We start from the raw sequence: 18,465 nt of genomic DNA on the forward strand, positions 1-18,465 counted from the left end.
GTTTCAGTCCGCGTTGCGCACGCAGTCCACGAAATAGCGTTTGTTTCCGCTGGCGTCTGTTTCGGTCACCAGTCCATGCACGTCGGTGGCAAATCCCGGAAAGCGCAGGTTGAAATCGCGGGCGAACTTCAGGTAGCGCATGATGGGCGCGTTGAAGCGCTCGCCCGGAATGAGCAGCGGAATGCCCGGCGGATACGGCGTGACCAGCGCCGCGGTGATGCGACCTTCGAGCTGGTCGATCTCCACCCGCTCGATGTCGCGGTGCGCCATCTTGGCGTAGGCGTCGGTCGGCGTCATGGCTGGCTGCAAATCGGAGAGGTACATCTCGGTGGTCAAACGGGCCACGTCCTGCTCTCGATAGGCTTCGTGGATCTGCTGACACAGATCGCGCAGACCGATGCGCTCGTAACGCGGATTCTGCGCCACGAACTCAGGCAGGATGCGCCATAGCGGCTGATTGCGGTCGTAGTCGTCCTTGAACTGTTGCAGCGCCGTGACCAGGGTGTTCCATCGGCCCTTGGTGATGCCGATGGTGAACATGATGAAAAAGCTGTAAAGCCCGGTCTTTTCGACAATCACTCCATGCTCGGCCAGAAAGCGGGTGACGATGGCGGCCGGGATGCCGGTGGCGTCGAAATCGCCGTTGATGTTCAGCCCCGGCGTGACGATGGTGGACTTGATCGGGTCGAGCATATTGAAGCCGTCGGCCACGGCGCCGAAGCCGTGCCAGTCGTCGGTGGCGTGCAGCAGCCAGTCGTCGCGCTCGCCGGTGCCCTCCTCCGCCAAGCCGTTCGGCCCCCACACCTTGAACCACCAGTCCTGTCCGTAATCGGCGTCGACCTTGCGCATGGCGCGGCGGAAGTTCATGGCCTCCAGAATGCTTTCTTCGACCAGCGCGGTGCCGCCCGGTGGCTCCATCATCGCCGCGGCCACATCGCACGAGGCGATGATGGCGTACTGCGGCGAGGTGGAGCTGTGCATCAGATAGGCCTCGTTGAAGCGATGGAAATCGAGTTGCTGGTTTTGCGCGTTCTGCACCAAAATCTGCGAGGCCTGGCTCAGGCCCGCAAGCAGCTTGTGGGTGGATTGCGTGGCGAACACCATGGTCTCTTTGGTGCGCTCGCGGTCGGGCCCGATGGCATGCATGCCGCGATAGAAGTCGTGAAAACAGGCGTGTGGCAGCCAGGCTTCGTCGAAATGCAGGGTGTCGATGTGGCCATCGAGCATCTGCTTGATGGTGTCCACGTTGTAAAGCACGCCGTCGTAGGTGGACTGGGTGATGGTCAGCACCCGCGGCTTGATTTTGCCGACGAGATGCCGCGTGAGCGGATTCTCGGCAATCTTGCGGGCGATGTTGTCCGGGTGGAACTCGGCCAGCGGAATCGGCCCGATGATGCCGTAATGATTGCGCGTCGGCGTGAGGAACACCGGCAGCGCACCGGTCATGATGATGGCGTGCAGGATGGATTTGTGGCAATTGCGGTCCACCACCACCACATCGCCCGGCGCCACGGTGCTGTGCCAAACCATCTTGTTCGAGGTGGAGGTGCCGTTGGTGACGAAAAACAGATGATCGGCGTGGAAGATGCGCGCCGCGTTGCGCTCGCTCGCCGCCACCGGGCCGGTGTGGTCGAGCAACTGGCCAAGCTCATCCACCGAGTTGCACACGTCCGCGCGCAGCAGGTTTTCGCCAAAGAACTGGTGGAACATCTGCCCCACCGGGCTCTTCAGGAAGGCCACCCCCCCGGAATGCCCAGGGCAATGCCAGGAGTAGGAACCATCGGCGGCGTAGCCGACCAGGGCACGAAAGAATGGCGGCGCCAGCGAATCCATGTACGAGCGTGCCTCGCGGATGATGTGCCGCGCCACGAACTCCGGCGTGTCCTCGAACATATGGATGAAGCCGTGCAGTTCGCGCAGGATGTCGTTGGGAATATGCCCCGAAGTGCGCGTTTCGCCGTAGAGGTAGATGGGAATCTCGGCGTTGCGAAAGCGAATCTCCTCGATGAAGGCGCGCAGGTTGTGCAAAGCCTTCGGTTCCACGCCCTCCTCCGCGGTGGCGAATTCCTCATCGTCGATAGAGAGAATGAATGCGCTCACCCGACTTTGCTGCTGCGCGAAGCTGGAGAGATCGCCATAGCTGGTCACGCCCAGCACCTCCATGCCTTCCTTCTCGATGGCCTGCGCCAGCGCGCGAATGCCGAGGCCTGACGAGTTTTCCGAGCGGAAGTCTTCGTCGATGATGACAATGGGAAAACGAAAGTGCATGACGGCTCCGACGCGGAAGGGATAAAGTGCGAGAGTGTAGGAAATCTGTGTGAAGCGCCCTGCTTCGCGCCATCAATATTGGGAGCACCCGAGATGGACAACCCGACCGCCTGGTGGATTCTGGCCGGTTTCTTTGTCGCGATGGAACTGGTCAGCGGCACCTTCTATTTGCTCATGCTGGCCGTGGGCGCCGTGGCCGGCGCACTGGCGGCGCATGCCGGGCTGCCCATGCCCTGGCATTGGGTGGCGTTCACCGTGGTGGGCGGCGGCGCGGTGATCGCGTTGTATCTGACCCGGCGTATTTTCGGTAAACGCACCGCCGCCGATGTGCGGCACGACAACCTCGACCTCGGCGCCACGGTCGATGTGTCCGCCTGGTCGGCAGACGGCGTGGCGCGGGTGCATTACCGGGGTTCGGACTGGTCTGCGCGGCTGCTGCGGCGTGGCCCGCTGCAAACCGGCCCGCACCGCATTGCCGGGCAAGACGGCAATGTGCTGCTGATCGAACCGCTGCCCGGCGCACAAGCCGCGCCATCGCTCGACACGTATGCACAACATAATCCGGGCTGACGCGCTTAGCCCGCTTTGATCAACCCAAGGGAGTCTTTCATGGAAATCGCCATCATCCTGGCCGTCATCGCCGTGCTGTTCGTCAGCCGCGGCATCAAGATCGTGCCACAGCAAAACGCCTGGATTCTGGAGCGTCTCGGCCGCTACCACGCCACCCTGCAACCGGGGCTGAACATCATCATTCCCTTCATCGACAGCGTGGCCTACAAACACTCGCTGAAAGAAATTCCGCTCGACGTGCCCAGCCAGATCTGTATCACCAAAGACAACACCCAGCTCACCGTGGACGGCGTGCTGTATTTCCAGGTGACCGACGCCATGCGTGCCAGCTACGGCTCGTCGAACTACATCGTCGCCATCACCCAACTGGCGCAGACGACGTTGCGCTCGGTGATCGGCAAGCTCGAACTCGACAAGACTTTCGAAGAACGCGAGTTCATCAATCACAGCGTGGTGAATTCTCTCGACGATGCCGCCGCCACCTGGGGCGTGAAGGTGTTGCGCTACGAAATCAAGGACCTCACACCGCCGAACGAAATCCTGCACGCCATGCAGCGCCAGATCACCGCCGAGCGTGAAAAGCGCGCCGTGATCGCCACCTCGGAAGGTGCGCGTCAGCAGGCCATCAACGTCGCCGAAGGCGAGCGCCAGGCCTTCATCGCGCGATCTGAGGGGCAGAAGCAGGCGGCCATCAACAATGCGCAAGGCGAAGCCGCCGCCATCGAGGCCGTGGCCGACGCCACCGCGCACGCGCTGGAAGTCGTGGCCAATGCCATTCAAAAACCCGGCGGCGCCGAAGCCGTGCAGCTCAAGGTTGCCCAGCAAGGTCTGGACACTTATGCCAACCTCGCCAAATCGAGCACCACCCTCATCGTGCCTGGAGACATGAGCCAGGCCGCCGGCCTCATCGCCTCGGCCATGACGGTGCTGAAGAAAACACAGTGAGTGCGCCCATCTCTTCCAGCTCGGCGCGCCAGGCCGCATTGGCCGCACTGATCGAGCCCGACCCGGCGCACAAGGTAGCGCTGGCGCTGGCCCTGCGCGACGATCTGCGCCAAGGGCGCGTGAGCATCGATCCGCCCACCTGTGTGCAGAGGCCGCCAAACGCCGCCCTCCCCGGCCGCCCGGAAAAGCCTGAACTGATCCCCGCGCAACAGATGCCCCGCCGCAACCCGCGCGACCCCAAGGGTCACGCCGCCCTGCTGCACTCCATTGCGCACATCGAGTTCAACGCCATCAACCTCGCCCTCGATGCCGTGTGGCGTTTTCAGAATTTGCCTGAAGATTTTTACCGCGACTGGATTCGCGTGGCCGCCGAAGAAGCCGAACACTTCACCCTGCTGCGCAATCACCTGTGCGGGATCGGCGCTGAATACGGCGACTTTCCCGCCCACAACGGCCTGTGGGACATGGCCGAAAAAACCGCTGGCGATGTTCTCGCCCGCATGGCGCTGGTGCCGCGCACCCTCGAAGCCCGGGGGCTGGACGTGAACCCCAGCATTCGCGCCAAGCTGGCCGCCGCTGGCGATGCGCGCGGCGCGGAAATTCTCGACCACATTCTGGCCGACGAAATCGGCCATGTTGCCATCGGCAACCGCTGGTATCACTGGGCCTGCACCCAGACGGGCCGCAACCCCCTCACCGCACACGACGAACTGGCCGCCGCTTTCGACGCCCCGCGGATCAAACCTCCGTTCAATCGCCACGCACGGCTGCAGGCGGGGTTCAGCGCTGAAGAGCTAGCCCAGCTTGAGCGCGCGATCTAACGCCTGCTCGCTTCGCCTGCTGACGGGCGCAAAAACGCTCCGTGCACGGCCCTGGCTAATTGGGTACGCGACGTCAAATCCCCCTCACAACGGATGAGGGCACTCACAGCGCCATATTCTTGAGCCTCGTTTGGGTTCGGAGAAGAGTTTTGGCAACCATCACCGCGCACTACCGTCGTTTTTTTGCGTCCAGCATCGCATGCCTTGGTACGGTCTTGATTTCAACCTCCGCGTTTGCGCAAACGCCCAATAAGTCTGAGGCCGATCCGGCCTTGCTCAATGTCCTGAATCAGCCTTTGCAATCTTGCAGCCAGGCTCCACAGACGGGATATTTGCGCAACGGCTACTGCGCGGTGACAGCACAGGACGCTGGAGTGCATGGCGTGTGCGCTTTGATGGACGCACAGTTCCTCGCATACACAAAATCGCAAGGCAATGATCTGTCCACACCCAACCCAAAACTGCGCTTCCCTGGGTTGAAACCCGGCGACCACTGGTGCGTCTGTGCTGGGCGCTGGCAGCAAGCACTTGACGCCGGTGTGGCACCCAAGGTTGTTCTTGCTGCGACGAGCAAGGACGTGCTGGACTCCTTATTTCTGGACGATCTGGCCAAGCATGCGGTAGACCCGCCCGCCCATTTGCCGCCCCCTCAGCTTCCGTAGGGGGTGGCACTCAGAAACTGGAGCCCGGCAGCTTCAAAAATTCAATTTCCTCGACCGTCGATTCCCGCCCGAGGATGGCGTTGCGGTGGGGGTAGCGGCCAAAGCGGTCGATGATGGCCTTGTGGCGTAGCTCGAAGTCGAGGTTGTTCGCCAGTCCGTTGGCGCGGAACAGGGTTTCGGCCACGACATGAATCGAGGCCGATTCGCTGTGCATATAGGGCATGTACGCAAAGATGCGCTGTTGCTGCGTCAGCGCCTGATCGGCGCCGCAGGCCACCGCCTCCTGCGCGAGGGTGAGCGCCTGCGCATCGGCGGCGAAGGCGCGCGGATCGCCCCGGAACAGATTGCGCGAAAACTGGTCGAGCACGATGATTTCCGCCAGCCGACCCTGCGGCGTAGATCTCCACGTAAACAGTTCACAGCGCACCGCCTGGTTATGAAGTGCACCGAAACGCGTGCGCAGCAGCGCGTCGAAAGCCGGGTCGGATTTAAACCATTGCGCGGGCTCGATTTCGCGAAACCAGAAATCGAGGACGGCATCGGGCGCGAAGATCATTTGGCCTTTCTTGCCGAGAGCCAGCCGTGCGGCCGACGCAGCCAGTCTTCGAGCACCCGGGCGTGGTTGATTTGCGGGTCGTGCGCAGCGAACAGCAGGGTGACGCGCCCTGCCCGCAGCGCTTCGCCCAGGGTTTGTAGGGCCGCAGCGTCATCCGCCAAGGCATCGAGCTCGGCCGTGTAGCGCTTTGAAAACTCGGCAAAACGCTCCGGCTCATGGCCGAACCAGACGCGCAGCGCCGGGCTGGGCGCGAGGTCTTTCAACCAATGGTCGATGTGGGCGCCGTCTTTGCGCAGACCGCGCGGCCAGAGGCGGTCGATGAGGATGCGCGTGCCGTCGTCAGAACTCGGCGGGTCGTAGGCCCGCCGAATCTGCAGATCGAGTCGTGGCGCGGTCATGACGAAACAGCGGGCGAAACGGCGGGCGGTACGGCGTTTACCGCCCGGTGCGGTACATATAACGGTTGATCTGCGCCATCTCCGAGGAGGTGCGGCGGTAGAGGTGATCGAGGCTGATGATGGCCACTTCGAGCAGCAGCACGGCGAGCAGCGGGCGCTCAAGACGCAGACGGTTGTACATGGCGCGGCTGATGCGCAGCAGGCGGGTGTCTTCGCCAGCGCGCAGGCGGATTTCGCGCGGCTTGCGGTCGAAAAAGCTCATCTCGCCGAGCATTTCTCCGGGCATGATCTTGCCGATTTCCATTTCGCTTTCGGGCAACTGCGCCATCAGGCAGCCCTGCCCTTCGAGCACGAAAAACAGGCTCTCGCCGACCTGGCCGATATCGGCGATGACTTCGCCTTTTTTCGGCGCCATGAGATCGCAGTAGTCGAGAAAGTCATGAATTTCTCGGCGAGTGAGGATGGTGGTGTCCACGAGCTGACCCAGAAAATGGGCCAGGGCTTCGCGGTCTTCCGGGGTGAAAGTCAGGCGTTCCATGGTGATTGATTGCTGAGTAGGTTGGAGGGAAATCGCTTCAAAGCGTTGCACAGAGGCATGCTATCGGCAGCACTGGCGAATTCATAGCCCGAAATAGCTGCGAATACCCGACAGCAGCATATTGACGGCAATGGCGGTGAGGATGAGGCCCATGAGTTTTTCGGCGGCGTTCATCACCGAGTCGCCCAGCCACTTGAGCAGGGTTTCGCTCATCAGCAGCAACCCGCCGGTGACGGCCACCGCCGAGCTGAGCGCGCCCACCCAGGTCCAGATTTCGCCGGGCTGGCGCGAGGCCAGCAGCAAGACTGTGGCGAGAGCGGACGGCCCGGCCAGCAGCGGTACGGCCAGGGGGAAGATCAAGGGTTCGCGTCCGCCCTCGCCGCCGAAAATTTCAGACGTGGTGGAGAAAATCATCTTGATCGCCACCAGCAGCAAAATGACCCCGCCGGCCACTTCGATGGAAGGCTGGCTGAGGTTCATCAGTTTCAGAAAACCGTGTCCGCCGAACATGAAAGCCAGCAGCACGACGTAGGCGATGCCGATTTCGCGCATCGCCACGGGTAGGCGACGCTGAATCGGCAGCTTGCGCATGACCGCGATGAAAAACGGCAGATTGCCGAAGGGATCGAGGATCAGCAGCAGCAGGACGAAGGCGGACCAGAAATTGTCTTGGGCCATAGCGGGGCTTGAGCGCGATCAGGCGCGGGGGTGGTGGCGGGCGTGCAGCGTCTTGAGCCGTTCGCGCGCGATGTGGGTGTAGATCTGCGTGGTGGAAATATCGGCATGACCGAGCAGCAATTGCACCACACGCAGGTCGGCGCCGTGGTTGAGCAGATGGGTGGCGAAAGCGTGGCGCAGGGTGTGGGGCGACAGCGGTACGTCGATGCCGGCCTTGCGCGCATAGGCCTTGATGCGCATCCAGAACATCTGCCGCGTCATGCCGGTGGTTTCGCGGGCGCTTTGCCCGCTGCGCGCGGTGACGAACAGAAAGGGGCTGTCGCGCCCCTGCAGCAACTCATGGCGCGCAGTGCGCAGGTAGTTCTGCAGCCAGTCTTGCGCGGCGCTGCCGAACGGCACGAGTCGCTCTTTGCCGCCTTTGCCCGCAATCTGCACCACGCCCTGATCGAGCGACACGCGCACCACCGGCAGCGCCACCAGCTCGCTCACCCGCAGGCCGCTGGCGTAGAGCAGTTCGAGCATGGCGCGGTCGCGCAGGCCCAGCGGCGTCTCCACCTCGGGTGCGGCGAGCAGCGCTTCCACCTGCGCTTCGCTCAGGGTCTTGGGGCGGCGCGGTGGCTGGCGGGCGGTGTCGAGCTGCAGCGTGGGGTCGTCGGTGCGCAAGTGCTCACGCAACGCCCAGCGGTAAAAGCGGCGCAACACCACCAGTCGCCGGTTGGACGAGGTGGCTTTGCTTTGCATGAAACGGGCGGCGATATACGCCTGCACATCGCGCAGCGTCGCCTCGATCAAGGGCGGGCGCTGCGAAAAAGCCAGCCAGCGCGCCATCAGGGTGAGGTCGCGGCGGTAGGCGGCGAGGGTGTTGGGCGAGAGGCCGTCTTCCAGCCAGAGGGCGTCGCAGAACCGGTCGATCGTGGCGGCGCAAGCTTCGGGCGCGGGCGGCCATTCGAGGTAAAGCGGGGCTTCAGGCATGGGGACGAGCCGATCGCAAGCTGGCTTCATGCTGCAGCAGCCAGCGTTTGATGCCCAGCAGATACCCGTCTTGCGCGGTGGAATGGGCAAATCCGCCCAGCCCGCCTTGCGCGACGATGCGGTGACATGGCACTACGGGGGCGAAGGGATTGGCGGCGCAAGCCTGCCCCACGGCCCGTGCTGCGCTGTGCAACTCCAGCGCGGCATCGCCATAAGTGCGCGTCTGACCTGGCGGAATTTGCTGCAACAGCGCCCAGACCCGGCGCTGAAACTCCGTGCCCGCCGCCGCCAGCGGGAGATCGAAGCGATACGCCGGATCGTCACCGTAGGCGCTCAGTTGCGCAGCCACAGCGCGGCATAGCGGCGTGGAGGGCGGGGTGAGAGGGGTTTCTGGCGGAAGATATTCCAGGCGCAACACCACGTCGTCGGTGCAGAACAGGCCCATGCGACCGAAAGGCAACGCGATGACCGCATCTGGATGGGCCGGATTTTGTGTGAGCGGCATGGCTTGAACATCAGGCAAAAAGCAGACGCACAGGATACCCCGATACCCACCGGGGCTGCGGCTTTCTCCGAGAATGCAGGCATGACTTCCGCTGCTCTGGATTTTCCCGCTTCTGCTCCCCCCGCGAGCCGCTCTTGGCCGCCGCTGGCGCAGCAGTTTGCCGCCTTAGGCGACGCATTCAGCGTGCCGGTCGCGGTCAGCCCCCTGCCCGACCCCGTGCTGGTGGCCACCAGCGCCGACGCCGCGGCGCTGGTCGGCCTGACTGCGCCCGTCACCCCGCAAGACGAGCAGGACTGGGCGCGGGCTTTCGGCGGCCATGTCGCGGCGATCAGCGGCGGCAGCCGTGCCACGGTGTACGCCGGACATCAGTTCGGCAACTGGGCGGGGCAGCTTGGCGACGGCCGCGCGCTGCTGCTGGGCGACTGGCCAGATGCCAGTGGCGGGCGGCACAGCGGCGGCTATGCCCGCTGGGAAGTGCAATTCAAGGGCAGCGGCCGCACGCCGTTTTCGCGCATGGGCGACGGCTGGGCGGTGCTGCGTTCTTCCATCCGCGAATTTTTGTGCTCGGAAGCCATGGCGGCGCTGGGCATCCCGACCACGCGGGCGCTGTGCCTGGTGGGATCGAGCCGCCCGGTGCGGCGCGAGCGCATCGAAACCGCGGCCATGGTCACCCGGCTGAGTCCGAGTTTCGTGCGCTTCGGGCATTTCGAGCATTTCAGCTACAGCGGGCAGACCGAGCAGTTGCGCGCGCTGACCGACTGGGTGATCGCCCAATACTGCCCCGACTGCGCCGACGCCCCGCAGCCCGCGCTGGCGCTATTGCAATGGGTGGTGGCCCGCACCGCGCGGCTCATCGCCCAGTGGCAGGCCGTGGGCTTCATTCACGGGGTGATGAATACCGACAATATGTCCATCCTGGGTTGGACCATCGATTACGGCCCTTTCGCCTTTCTCGACGCCTACGACCCGCTGCACACCCCCAACACCACCGACCGCGGCGGGCGCTACGCCTACGGCCGACAGCCCGCCGTGGCGCATTGGAATCTGCTGGCGCTGGGCCAAGCCCTGCTGCCACTGATCGACAAGCCCGAATCGGCGCTGGCCGCGGTCGATCAATTTCGCCCGCAGTATGTGCAAGCCATGCAGCAGCAACTCGCCGCCAAGCTCGGGCTGACCGAGCCGCATCCTGGCGACGGCGATCTGTTTCAGGATCTGCTCGACACCATGGCGGCCAACCGCAGCGACTGGACGCTGAGCTTTCGCCATCTCGCCCAGCTTGCCGCCGACGCACACGCGCCCATCCCCCCCGCCCTCGCAGCGCAATTCGCGCGCGAGCCGCAACGCTTCGCCGACTGGGCGGCCCGCTACCGCGAGCGCCTGCGGGCGGAAGGCCGCGACGACGGAGCGCGCGCCGTGGCGATGAATGCCGTCAATCCCCTCGTGGTGCTGCGCCACCATCTGGCGCAGGCCGCCATCGCCCAAGCCGAGGTCGGCGACTTCAGCGAAGTGCGCCGCCTGCTGCACGCGCTCACGCGGCCTTTCGACGCGCACGCCGCGCCAGCGCATTACGCTGAACCCCCGCCGGAACACGCGCCGCCCGCCTGCCTGTCCTGCTCCTCTTGAAAGGAAAGCATCATGTCCAAGCCCACCCCCGAAGACACGAATGACGCCCTCTGGCGCAGCAAACTGAGCGAGGAGCAATACCGCGTGACGCGTTGCAGCGCCACCGAGCCGCCGTTCACCGGCCTGTACTGGGACCACCACGGCGACGGCGTCTATCGCTGCGTCTGCTGCGGCACGCCGCTGTTCGACTCGCGCACCAAGTTCGAATCGGGCAGCGGCTGGCCCAGCTTCTGGCAGCCCGCCGCGCAAGCCGTGATCCGCGAAGTACGCGACGTCAGTCACGGCATGGTGCGCACCGAAGTGCAGTGCGGGCAATGCGGCGCGCATCTCGGCCACGTCTTCCCCGACGGCCCCAATCCCACCGGCCTGCGCTACTGCATCAACTCGGCCGCGCTCGATTTTTCAGAGCGTCAGGCGGAAGGCGAAGAGGGAGAAGAAGGCGCAACCGAGCGAAGCTGATCGCGCCACAACCAGGCCGCCCCGCGCACCCCGGAAGAATCGCCATGCTGCGCGGGCAGCAGCCGGGTGCGCACCGTATCGGAAAACACCCAGGCGCCCCAGCGGCGCGGCACTTCGTCGTACAGCTCAGTCACATTGCTCATGCCGCCGCCCAGCACGATGACGTCCGGATCAAGCAGATTGATGACCTGCGCCAGCGCCCGGGCCAGCCGGTCGGCATAGCGGATAAAACTCGCCCGCGCGGCGCGATCACCCGCGCGCATGGCTGCGATCAGCTCCTTGGCGCTGCGTTGCTGGCCCCTCGCTTGCCCAATCCGCGCGAAATGATCGGCGACGAAGCCCGGCCCACTCAGCCAGGTTTCGATGCAGCCCTGCAAACCACACCAACAGCGCGGCCCCGGCAGTTCGCGCCAGGCAGATGGCAGGCGCGGCCAGGGCAGCGGGTTGTGGCCCCACTCCCCCGCCACCCCATTGCAGCCCAGCCAATCCGCGCCGTCGATGGCGATGCCCGCGCCCACGCCAGTGCCCAGAATCACCGCAAACACCATGCGAGCGCCCTGCCCCGCGCCGTCCACCGCCTCGCTGATCGCCAGACAGTTGGCATCGTTGTGTAAGCGCACAGGCCGATCCAACCGCCGTTGCAGGTCTTGCAGCAGCGGGCGACCATTGAGCACGGTGGAATTGGCGTTGCGGATCAGCCCGGAAACCGGCGACACCGAACCCGGAATCGCCGCGCCCAGCGGCAGCCTGCAGCCGAGTTGCCCATCGGACGCCGCCACCAGCGCGGCGATGGCCTCGATGGTCGCGGCATAGTCGCCCTGCGGCGTGTCGCACCGCTCGCGCAGCAAAAACCGCCCATCGCCGTCGAGCGCCGCCACCTCGATCTTGGTGCCGCCCAAATCGAGGCCGAGATAGGCCGTCGGTTTAGACCGGTCCACGTTGCTGGGTGGGTTGGGTATCACGTTTACAGAGCAGCGATGAATTCGTCAGGCGATACCTCGGCCTGACGCAAAATGCCTGCCAATGTGCCTGCTTTGACTTCATCATGCAGTGGAACCACACAGCCTTTGGTGCCACGACGCATGATGACATGGCTTCCGGATTGGCGAATCTTCTGGAACCCCAGACGCTCCAAGGCTCGAACTACCGCAGCCCCCGAAACGTGAGGCAACTTAGGCATGTGCAGGAACGCTGAATGTAGTAATCAGCGGGTGCCCTGACGTGGCGACAGGAAACTCGGACAGATAGAGCGTCGTCGCCTCTTGGAGGTTGGCGATGGCTTCCTCGATGGTTTCACCTTGCGTCGTTGTGCCTGTTTCTGGATTCAAAGCAACGTAACCGCCTTCTTCGGCGGGGGTTAGTACGGCGGTTAGTTCCATGACTTGCCTCCAGGGGAGAAAATAAATTTGCTATTGGATGCGTAGCTTAATCCGGGTGGCGGCACCAAACATTCGATTTTGGTACCACTGAGGGCGAGGCCGAATGCAAAGCTCTCATCAACTTGGGATTTCACCTGTTTCAATAAATTGATTAAAGCCTTCCCGGTCAATCACAGGTATTTTCATTTCGTGGGCCTTGTTTAATTTCGCGGGGCCAGGCTTTTCTCCGGCAACTAGAAAAGTTAAATTATTTACTACTGATGATTTTACTTCGACCCCATTCTGGCGCGCAACATTTTCCAAATTTTCCTTTTCAACCGAAGAAAATCCGGTAAAACATACAGACAGCGTTAAGCGTTTGTTTCTTTTATTATTGCCTGACGCAGCATAGACTAGAGCCCAACCCTCAGACTCTGAGATTGTTTTAATTTGCTCTTCAGTTAAGCCGAATTTAGAATACAAAATTCGCTCCAACTTATCAGAAATTTTCGTTCGCGCTGTTGTTTTTTTTAAGTTGAGATCCATCTCAGCTAATCGAATAAAATCAATGGAACTAGCACAAATTATGCTTTCTGACATAAAATTCTTCAAACGAATCTCTGTTGAATTATTCACGTCAGACTTAATAAAATTATCTATTGTTAAATATTTTTCTGATATTTCAATAATAGAAGTCTTACCGATTCCAGCGAGAGTTCGCTCACTTTTCCCCTTATTAAAATCAATTTCCTTTAAATTCAAAAGAAATCTTTTAAAAAGATCGTCCGGTATGCTTTTTTTGCTTTTTTCTATTGTTAAATCATTACGCAAAGATGAAATGACTTCAAGATTTTTTTTGTCTGCAAAAAAATCTTCAATGCCTGCCGCGATAGATAAGCCAATTCCATCAATAAGCATGTGAGTACAGCGAGATGCCTTGAGGAATGGATCCAGATCGCCGTAAAAAATAGCGATGTCACGCGCCGTCACCTCGCCCACGCCATCGATACCCAAAGCATATATGAAGCGGTGTAACGGCACTTTCCGCGATCTTTCAATTGATTCAACCAAATTAGACGCCATAAGCTCCTGGATTGAGGAGTTACCTCCAAGATGCAATCCGATGAGATTTTGTTTTTTAAGTTTGTACACGTCAGCAAGATTCTTAATCAATCCCTGATCAACTAATACATCGACGATTTCCTCACCAAATCCTTCAATATCGAGAGCTAGCCGACTGCAGAAATGCTGTACCGCCCTTTTTAATTGGGCTGGGCATGCCAATCCAGCCACACAACGCCAATCAGCCTCCCCCGGTCGACGCTCGATTGACCCTCCACAAACCGGACAGCGGCCATCCAGCACCTTGTAAAGATCGAACGGTGCGCCCACATCCGTCGGACGCCGGTCGAGTTGGACGCTGACGACTTCGGGAATCACGTCGCCCGCGCGGCGCACGATGACGGTGTCGCCCACGCGCACGTCTTTGCGGCGCACTTCGTCCTCGTTATGCAGGGTGGCGTTGGTCACGGTTACGCCGCCGACGAACACGGGCTCCAGCTTGGCGACCGGGGTGAGCTTGCCGGTACGGCCGACCTGAATGTCGATGCCGATGACCTTGGTGCTGCGTTCCTGCGCGGGGTATTTGTGCGCCACGGCCCACACCGGCTCGCGGTTGCGAAAGCCCAGTTCGCGCTGCAGAGCGAGACTATCGACCTTGTAGACCACGCCGTCGATGTCGAAGGGCAGGCTGTCGCGCTCGGCGGCGATGCGGGCGTGGAAGTCGATGAGGGTTTGCGCGCCGGGGCCATGCACGCGCTGCGGGGCAACGGGCAGGCCGAAGGTCTCGAAGGCATCGAGCATGGCGTGGTGAGTTTCGGGCTGCTGCGCCCAGCCGACAATCTCGCCCCAGCCGTAGGCGTAGAAGGCCAGCGGGCGCTGTGCGGCGATGGCCGGGTCGAGCTGGCGAATGCTGCCCGCCGCGCCGTTGCGCGGGTTGACCAGGGTGGGCAGGCCCTTGTCGCGCTGGCGGGCGTTGTAGCGCTCGAAGTCGGCGCGCTTCATCAGGGCTTCGCCGCGCACTTCGAGCACCGCCGGTGGGTTGCCGCGCAATTGCAGCGGCACGCTGCGTATGGTGCGCACGTTCTGCGTGACGTCTTCGCCGGTTTCGCCGTCGCCGCGGGTGGCCGCCTGCACCAGCTGGCCGTGCTCGTAGCGCAGGCTGATGGCCAGGCCGTCGAACTTCAGTTCGGCGCAGTAGTTCACGGGTGGATCGTCGGCGCTCAGGCCGAGGCGGTTGCGCACCCGCTGGTCGAAAGCCACCGCGCCTTCGGGCGTGGTGTCGGTTTCGGTCTGGATGGACAGCATGGGCACGGCGTGCCGCACCGGGGCGAACTCGGGCAGGGGCGCGCCGCCCACGCGCTGGGTCGGCGAGTCGGGGGTGCGTAGCTCGGGATGATCGGCCTCGATTTGCTGCAACTCCCGAAACAGCGCGTCGTAGTCGGCATCGGGCGCCAGCGGGGCGTCGAGCACGTAGTAGGCGTGATCGAGGCGGGCGATTTCGGCGCGCAATTGCGCCGCGCGCTCGGCGGGCTGCGTGAAAAGATCGGGCTGGGTCATCAGGAAAGCAAGCGGGTCGTCAAAGCCTGTGCGTCAAGAAAACAGCCGCTGCGCGGCGGCGGAGCCTGCGGGCAGGCCGCGTTGTTCCAGCACTTCGTACAGCAGATCGAGCTGTTTTTCGATGTGGTCGAGCGCGGCGTCGGCCAAGGGGGCGTTGTTGTCGTCCACCACGGCGGCGTCGAGTGCGGTCGCCAGTTCACGGGCGGCCTGGCGCATACGGCCGAAGGGCTTTTGCGCGGCCGGAGCCTGCGGCACTTCCAGCAGCAAGGTGGCATGGCTGACGGCGGCGGCGCTGTCGGAAAGGTCGGCGCGGGCGTCGAATTGCAGATGCACCAGCGGCGTGGGCGCCTGCTCCACATCTTGATAGAGCAGCACCATGCGCCCGGCCTCGGCGCCGGGAACGAAACCGGCAGCCTGGGCGCGCTGACGCAGGAAGTCGATGCCCCAGGGCACGCTGCGGGCGCGCAGGGTGATGGAGAGCTGTGCGTCGTTGTCGTTGGCGAAGGCGTCGAGCGACCGGGCCTGCTCGAGGGCCTCGGCCATATCGGGCAGATCGGGCGCCACACTCAGCGCCTCGCCAAGTTCGTGGCACTTGGCGATGAATTCGGAAAACTCGATGGCATTGATCGGCCCGGCCCGGTTGCTCAGTTGCACCGCGGCCTGCAGTTCGGCGTAGGGATGCTGCGGCTGCAGCGGCTCCCATTGCCCGGTTTCGGCGTTGCGGCCCTCGAACAACATGCGCTTGGCCCCGGCGCGCGCGGTTTTGGGCAGGCGCGGCAGCAGCACCTCGCCCGAACGCACGGGTTCGAGCAGGTAGCTGGCGATGGCGTCGATCAGCGGGTCGATCTGCAAGGGCATCAGCCGCGGCCTGGGGGCGACTTCGGGGCTAAGCGCAACGGGTTCGAGCGTGTGGCCGTGGGTGTCGGAGGTCAGGGTATCGAGCCCGGCTGGCTCGATCGCGGTCTGCACATCGTCTTCGACGGCGGCGCGCTGGCGCTTGAATTTGCCGGATTGCCAGGTGTTATAGGCAATGACGGCGGCGATGATGATGGCGCCGATGACGATCAAGGCGATTTGCAACTGTCCCATCCAGGAATCCTCGGGGGTGTGTGAGTGTGTGCGCGGCTTAGTGTGTGGATCAAGCAGCCTGGGCAAAGCGTAGCGCCGCGTCCATTTCCACGGCAACGGTGCGTGAGACGCCCTGCTCCTGCATGGTCACGCCGATGAGCTGGTCGGCCATTTCCATCGCGATTTTGTTGTGCGAGATGAACAGGAACTGCGTGCTCGTCGACATGTCTTTGACCAGCCGGGCGTAGCGCTCGGTATTGGCGTCGTCCAGCGGCGCGTCCACTTCATCGAGCAGACAGAACGGCGCGGGGTTGAGCTGAAAGATGGCGAACACCAGGGCGATGGCCACCAGCGCCTTTTCGCCGCCGGAGAGCAGGTGAATCGAGCTGTTCTTCTTGCCCGGCGGCTGCGCCATGACCTGCACCCCGGCGTCGAGAATCTCCTCGCCGGTGATGATGAGCCGCGCATTGCCGCCGCCGAACAGCAGCGGGAACATACGGCCGAAGTGGTCGTTGATCTGCTCGAAAGTCGTGGCCAGCATGTCGCGGGTTTCGGCGTCGATCTTGCGGATGGCGTCTTCGAGGGTGGTGATGGCGGTCTGCAGGTCTTCGAGCTGGGCGTCGAGAAACTGTTTGCGTTCGCGCGCCTGACCCAGCTCGTCGAGCGCGGCCAGATTCACCGCCCCCAGCGCGGCGATGTCGCGCTGCAGCCGTTCATGCTCGCGCGCCAGCGCGGGGGCCTGGGCATCGGTCGGCAGACTGGCGCGCACCGCTTCGATATCGGCCTGCGCCTCGGCGAGCTGCTGCGCGAACTGCTCCGCCTGCAGCCGGAACTCCTGCTCCTTGAGCTGCAATTCGGTGATGCGCTGGCGCAGCGGGTCGAGGTCGCGGTCGAGCGTCAGCCGAGCCTCCTCCTGCTTTCGCAGTTGCTGGGCGATGTCGTCGGCTTCGCTGCGGCGGGCGCCCAGCACGGCTTGCACGCTTTGCTGCTCGGCCAGCGCCGATTGCAGACCGGTTTGGGCGCTTTCTTCGTTGAGCCGCGCGAGTTCGGCCTGCGCCGCTTCGCGCGCGCTGGTCTGACGCGCGATCTGTTCCAGCGCCATCTGCGCCTCGCGTTGCAGATCGGCCCGCTTTTGTTGCAGGCTGCGCACCGCATAGCCGCTCTCGGCCGCTTGTGATTCGAGCTGGCGCTGCTGCGCCCGCGCATCGGCGAGCGCCTGCTGCGCGGCCATCACCTCGGTTTCGAGATCGGCCTGCAGCTGCTGCTGGTCGGCCAGGCGCGCGTCTAGCTCCTCGAATCGCGCTTCGCTCTCGGCCTGCTGCGCCTGCAATTCACCCTGCTGGGCGTCGATGTCGCCAAGGTCGGTGGCGATCTGCTCATTGCGCGCGGCGCTTTGCTCGGCCTGCTGGGTGAGTTTGAGCAGTTCCACCTGCACGGTGTGCAGTTGCTGGGTGTCTTGTTGCTGGCGGCGTTGCAGCGCGGCGAGCTGCTCCTGCGCCTGCCCCAGATCGTGTTCGGCCTGATGAAGCTGGGCGCGGCTTTGCTCGGCGATGAGTTGCTCGGCCTTGATCTGGCGCTCCAGATTGTCGATTTCCTGCTGCCGCGCGAGCACGCCGGACTGCTCGGAATCCGGGGCGTAAAAACTCACGCTCTGGCGCGACACCGCGTGGCCTTCGCGCGTGAGCAGCACGGTCTGCGCAGGCAGAGTGGCGCGCAGCGCCAGCGCCTGCTGCAGCGTCGGTGCGATAAAAACGGCGGTCAGCCAGTCGTCGAGCAAGCTGGCCAGCCCCGCATCACCGCTGCGCACGCCCTCGCGCAAGGGCCGACAGCCTGCGGGCGGGACGGAGATCGCCCGCGCTTCGGTGGCCGGGGGCTGCACCGCTGCTGAATAAAACGCCAGCTTGGCCGGCGGCGCATCGCTGGCAAAGCCTGCGGCCATGTCGAGCTGGCGTAGTTCCAGCGCGGAGAGGCGCTCGCGCAACACGGCTTCGAGCGCGGTTTCCAGCCCGTTTTCCACCTGCAGGCGCGACCAGAGTTGCGACAGGCCGTCGAGCCCGTGCTTGGCCAGCCAGGGCCGCAGCTTGCCTTCGGTGAGCACCCGTTCCTGCAGGGCTTTGAGCGCAGCCAGGCGCGCGCTGGTCGCGGCAAGCTGCGCGGCGGCGGCCTGCTGCGACTGATGCGCCTGCTGCCGCGCCTGTTGCAGCTCGGGCAAGGTATCGTCGAGTTGTTCGCGCTGCGCGCGGGTGGTGTCGAGCGCGTCGGTGAGGGTTTCTTGCTGCCGCTGCAGATCGGCCAGACGCAGACTGTCGGGCGCGACCACGGCGCGTTGCTCGGCGCGCAGCCGCTCGGCGCGCTGCTGCAACTGCTGGATTTGCTGCCCGAGGCCGCGCTGCCGTGTCGCCTCGGCCTGCAGCGCCTGCTGGGC

The 18,465-nt window shown here is 63.4% G+C and carries 19 protein-coding genes; 6 read left to right on the forward strand and 13 right to left on the reverse strand.

Annotation, left to right across the window (positions count from 1 at the left end):
* Positions 1-3 precede the first annotated feature (3 nt).
* Positions 4-2,268: an arginine/lysine/ornithine decarboxylase gene (locus B3H47_RS02880; protein ID WP_276710093.1), complete on the reverse strand. Its 2,265-nt coding sequence runs from the start codon at positions 2,266-2,268 to the stop codon at positions 4-6.
* Between the two features lie 93 nt (positions 2,269-2,361).
* On the opposite strand from B3H47_RS02880, the gene B3H47_RS02885 reads away from it, so the two are divergent.
* The 4 genes from B3H47_RS02885 to B3H47_RS02900 all read left to right on the forward strand — a co-directional run bounded on the left by B3H47_RS02885 (position 2,362) and on the right by B3H47_RS02900 (position 5,266).
* Positions 2,362-2,838, forward strand: a complete 477-nt coding sequence (locus B3H47_RS02885) for an NfeD family protein (protein WP_276710090.1) — start codon at positions 2,362-2,364, stop codon at positions 2,836-2,838.
* 39 nt (positions 2,839-2,877) lie between these two features.
* The gene (locus B3H47_RS02890; RefSeq protein ID WP_286985938.1) at positions 2,878-3,783 is read left to right on the forward strand and encodes an SPFH domain-containing protein; all 906 of its coding nucleotides are present in this window, start codon (positions 2,878-2,880) and stop codon (positions 3,781-3,783) included.
* Positions 3,780-4,604, forward strand: coding sequence for a ferritin-like domain-containing protein (locus B3H47_RS02895; protein WP_286985940.1), 825 nt, complete (start codon positions 3,780-3,782; stop codon positions 4,602-4,604). The genes B3H47_RS02890 and B3H47_RS02895 overlap by 4 nt, the downstream gene beginning before the upstream one ends.
* 149 nt (positions 4,605-4,753) lie before the next feature.
* On the forward strand, positions 4,754-5,266 hold the full coding sequence (locus B3H47_RS02900; RefSeq protein WP_013123131.1) for a DUF2237 family protein: 513 nt from the start codon (positions 4,754-4,756) through the stop codon (positions 5,264-5,266).
* 10 nt (positions 5,267-5,276) lie between these two features.
* Here the strand turns inward: B3H47_RS02900 and B3H47_RS02905 are convergent, their stop codons facing one another.
* The 6 genes from B3H47_RS02905 to B3H47_RS02930 all read right to left on the reverse strand — a co-directional run bounded on the left by B3H47_RS02905 (position 5,277) and on the right by B3H47_RS02930 (position 8,913).
* Positions 5,277-5,822: a DUF924 family protein gene (locus tag B3H47_RS02905; RefSeq protein WP_286985942.1), complete on the reverse strand. Its 546-nt coding sequence runs from the start codon at positions 5,820-5,822 to the stop codon at positions 5,277-5,279.
* On the reverse strand, positions 5,819-6,220 hold the full coding sequence (locus B3H47_RS02910; RefSeq protein WP_286985947.1) for a DUF488 domain-containing protein: 402 nt from the start codon (positions 6,218-6,220) through the stop codon (positions 5,819-5,821). The genes B3H47_RS02905 and B3H47_RS02910 overlap by 4 nt, the downstream gene beginning before the upstream one ends.
* Before the next feature lie 37 nt (positions 6,221-6,257).
* Complete coding sequence (locus B3H47_RS02915) at positions 6,258-6,758, reverse strand: Crp/Fnr family transcriptional regulator (protein ID WP_013105874.1); 501 nt, start codon at positions 6,756-6,758, stop codon at positions 6,258-6,260.
* Positions 6,759-6,839: 81 nt separating this feature from the next.
* Entirely contained in the window at positions 6,840-7,436 is a 597-nt protein-coding gene (locus B3H47_RS02920) for a MarC family protein (protein WP_286985952.1), read from the reverse strand.
* Between the two features lie 18 nt (positions 7,437-7,454).
* Entirely contained in the window at positions 7,455-8,408 is a 954-nt protein-coding gene (xerD, locus tag B3H47_RS02925) for a site-specific tyrosine recombinase XerD (RefSeq protein WP_286985953.1), read from the reverse strand.
* The gene (locus tag B3H47_RS02930; protein ID WP_286985962.1) at positions 8,401-8,913 is read right to left on the reverse strand and encodes a methylated-DNA--[protein]-cysteine S-methyltransferase; all 513 of its coding nucleotides are present in this window, start codon (positions 8,911-8,913) and stop codon (positions 8,401-8,403) included. Before B3H47_RS02930 ends, xerD begins: the two co-directional genes overlap by 8 nt.
* Positions 8,914-8,994: 81 nt before the next feature.
* On the opposite strand from B3H47_RS02930, the gene B3H47_RS02935 reads away from it, so the two are divergent.
* Positions 8,995-10,536: a protein adenylyltransferase SelO gene (locus tag B3H47_RS02935; RefSeq protein WP_286985965.1), complete on the forward strand. Its 1,542-nt coding sequence runs from the start codon at positions 8,995-8,997 to the stop codon at positions 10,534-10,536.
* 12 nt (positions 10,537-10,548) lie between these two features.
* Positions 10,549-10,995: a peptide-methionine (R)-S-oxide reductase MsrB gene (msrB, locus tag B3H47_RS02940; RefSeq protein ID WP_286985970.1), complete on the forward strand. Its 447-nt coding sequence runs from the start codon at positions 10,549-10,551 to the stop codon at positions 10,993-10,995.
* On the opposite strand, the gene B3H47_RS02945 is transcribed toward msrB, so the two are convergent.
* The 6 genes from B3H47_RS02945 to smc all read right to left on the reverse strand — a co-directional run.
* A complete protein-coding gene (locus tag B3H47_RS02945) occupies positions 10,947-11,933 on the reverse strand; it encodes an ROK family protein (protein ID WP_286985971.1) in 987 nt (328 codons plus the stop codon). The genes msrB and B3H47_RS02945 overlap by 49 nt on opposite strands.
* Before the next feature lie 26 nt (positions 11,934-11,959).
* Positions 11,960-12,175 carry a type II toxin-antitoxin system HicA family toxin gene (locus B3H47_RS02950; RefSeq protein ID WP_156052562.1) on the reverse strand — a complete coding sequence of 72 codons (216 nt, stop codon included), beginning with the start codon at positions 12,173-12,175 and terminating at the stop codon, positions 11,960-11,962.
* Positions 12,168-12,374 carry a hypothetical protein gene (locus tag B3H47_RS02955; protein ID WP_286985973.1) on the reverse strand — a complete coding sequence of 69 codons (207 nt, stop codon included), beginning with the start codon at positions 12,372-12,374 and terminating at the stop codon, positions 12,168-12,170. The genes B3H47_RS02950 and B3H47_RS02955 overlap by 8 nt, the downstream gene beginning before the upstream one ends.
* Before the next feature lie 117 nt (positions 12,375-12,491).
* Positions 12,492-14,972 carry an NAD-dependent DNA ligase LigA gene (gene ligA / locus B3H47_RS02960; RefSeq protein WP_286985975.1) on the reverse strand — a complete coding sequence of 827 codons (2,481 nt, stop codon included), beginning with the start codon at positions 14,970-14,972 and terminating at the stop codon, positions 12,492-12,494.
* Between the two features lie 33 nt (positions 14,973-15,005).
* Positions 15,006-16,061, reverse strand: a complete 1,056-nt coding sequence (locus tag B3H47_RS02965; RefSeq protein WP_286985977.1) for a cell division protein ZipA C-terminal FtsZ-binding domain-containing protein — start codon at positions 16,059-16,061, stop codon at positions 15,006-15,008.
* Between the two features lie 49 nt (positions 16,062-16,110).
* On the reverse strand, positions 16,111-18,465 hold a 2,355-nt coding region (gene smc, locus B3H47_RS02970), incomplete at its 5' end, for a chromosome segregation protein SMC (RefSeq protein ID WP_286985979.1).

It is taken from the genome of Thiomonas sp. UBA7699 (assembly GCF_002482605.1).
GTDB classification, from domain to species: Bacteria; Pseudomonadota; Gammaproteobacteria; order Burkholderiales; family Burkholderiaceae_C; genus Thiomonas; species Thiomonas arsenitoxydans.

Coding starts and splice junctions, on each gene's coding strand:
- ligA (WP_286985975.1), bottom strand. CDS start 14,972: ATGACCCAGCCCGATCTTTTCACGCAGCCCGCCGAGCGCGCGGCGCAA.
- B3H47_RS02885 (WP_276710090.1), top strand. CDS start 2,362: ATGGACAACCCGACCGCCTGGTGGATTCTGGCCGGTTTCTTTGTCGCG.
- B3H47_RS02955 (WP_286985973.1), bottom strand. CDS start 12,374: ATGGAACTAACCGCCGTACTAACCCCCGCCGAAGAAGGCGGTTACGTT.
- xerD (WP_286985953.1), bottom strand. CDS start 8,408: ATGCCTGAAGCCCCGCTTTACCTCGAATGGCCGCCCGCGCCCGAAGCT.
- B3H47_RS02930 (WP_286985962.1), bottom strand. CDS start 8,913: ATGCCGCTCACACAAAATCCGGCCCATCCAGATGCGGTCATCGCGTTG.
- B3H47_RS02935 (WP_286985965.1), top strand. CDS start 8,995: ATGACTTCCGCTGCTCTGGATTTTCCCGCTTCTGCTCCCCCCGCGAGC.
- B3H47_RS02965 (WP_286985977.1), bottom strand. CDS start 16,061: ATGGGACAGTTGCAAATCGCCTTGATCGTCATCGGCGCCATCATCATC.
- B3H47_RS02915 (WP_013105874.1), bottom strand. CDS start 6,758: ATGGAACGCCTGACTTTCACCCCGGAAGACCGCGAAGCCCTGGCCCAT.
- B3H47_RS02910 (WP_286985947.1), bottom strand. CDS start 6,220: ATGACCGCGCCACGACTCGATCTGCAGATTCGGCGGGCCTACGACCCG.
- B3H47_RS02920 (WP_286985952.1), bottom strand. CDS start 7,436: ATGGCCCAAGACAATTTCTGGTCCGCCTTCGTCCTGCTGCTGCTGATC.
- B3H47_RS02880 (WP_276710093.1), bottom strand. CDS start 2,268: ATGCACTTTCGTTTTCCCATTGTCATCATCGACGAAGACTTCCGCTCG.
- B3H47_RS02950 (WP_156052562.1), bottom strand. CDS start 12,175: ATGCCTAAGTTGCCTCACGTTTCGGGGGCTGCGGTAGTTCGAGCCTTG.
- B3H47_RS02890 (WP_286985938.1), top strand. CDS start 2,878: ATGGAAATCGCCATCATCCTGGCCGTCATCGCCGTGCTGTTCGTCAGC.
- B3H47_RS02905 (WP_286985942.1), bottom strand. CDS start 5,822: ATGATCTTCGCGCCCGATGCCGTCCTCGATTTCTGGTTTCGCGAAATC.
- msrB (WP_286985970.1), top strand. CDS start 10,549: ATGTCCAAGCCCACCCCCGAAGACACGAATGACGCCCTCTGGCGCAGC.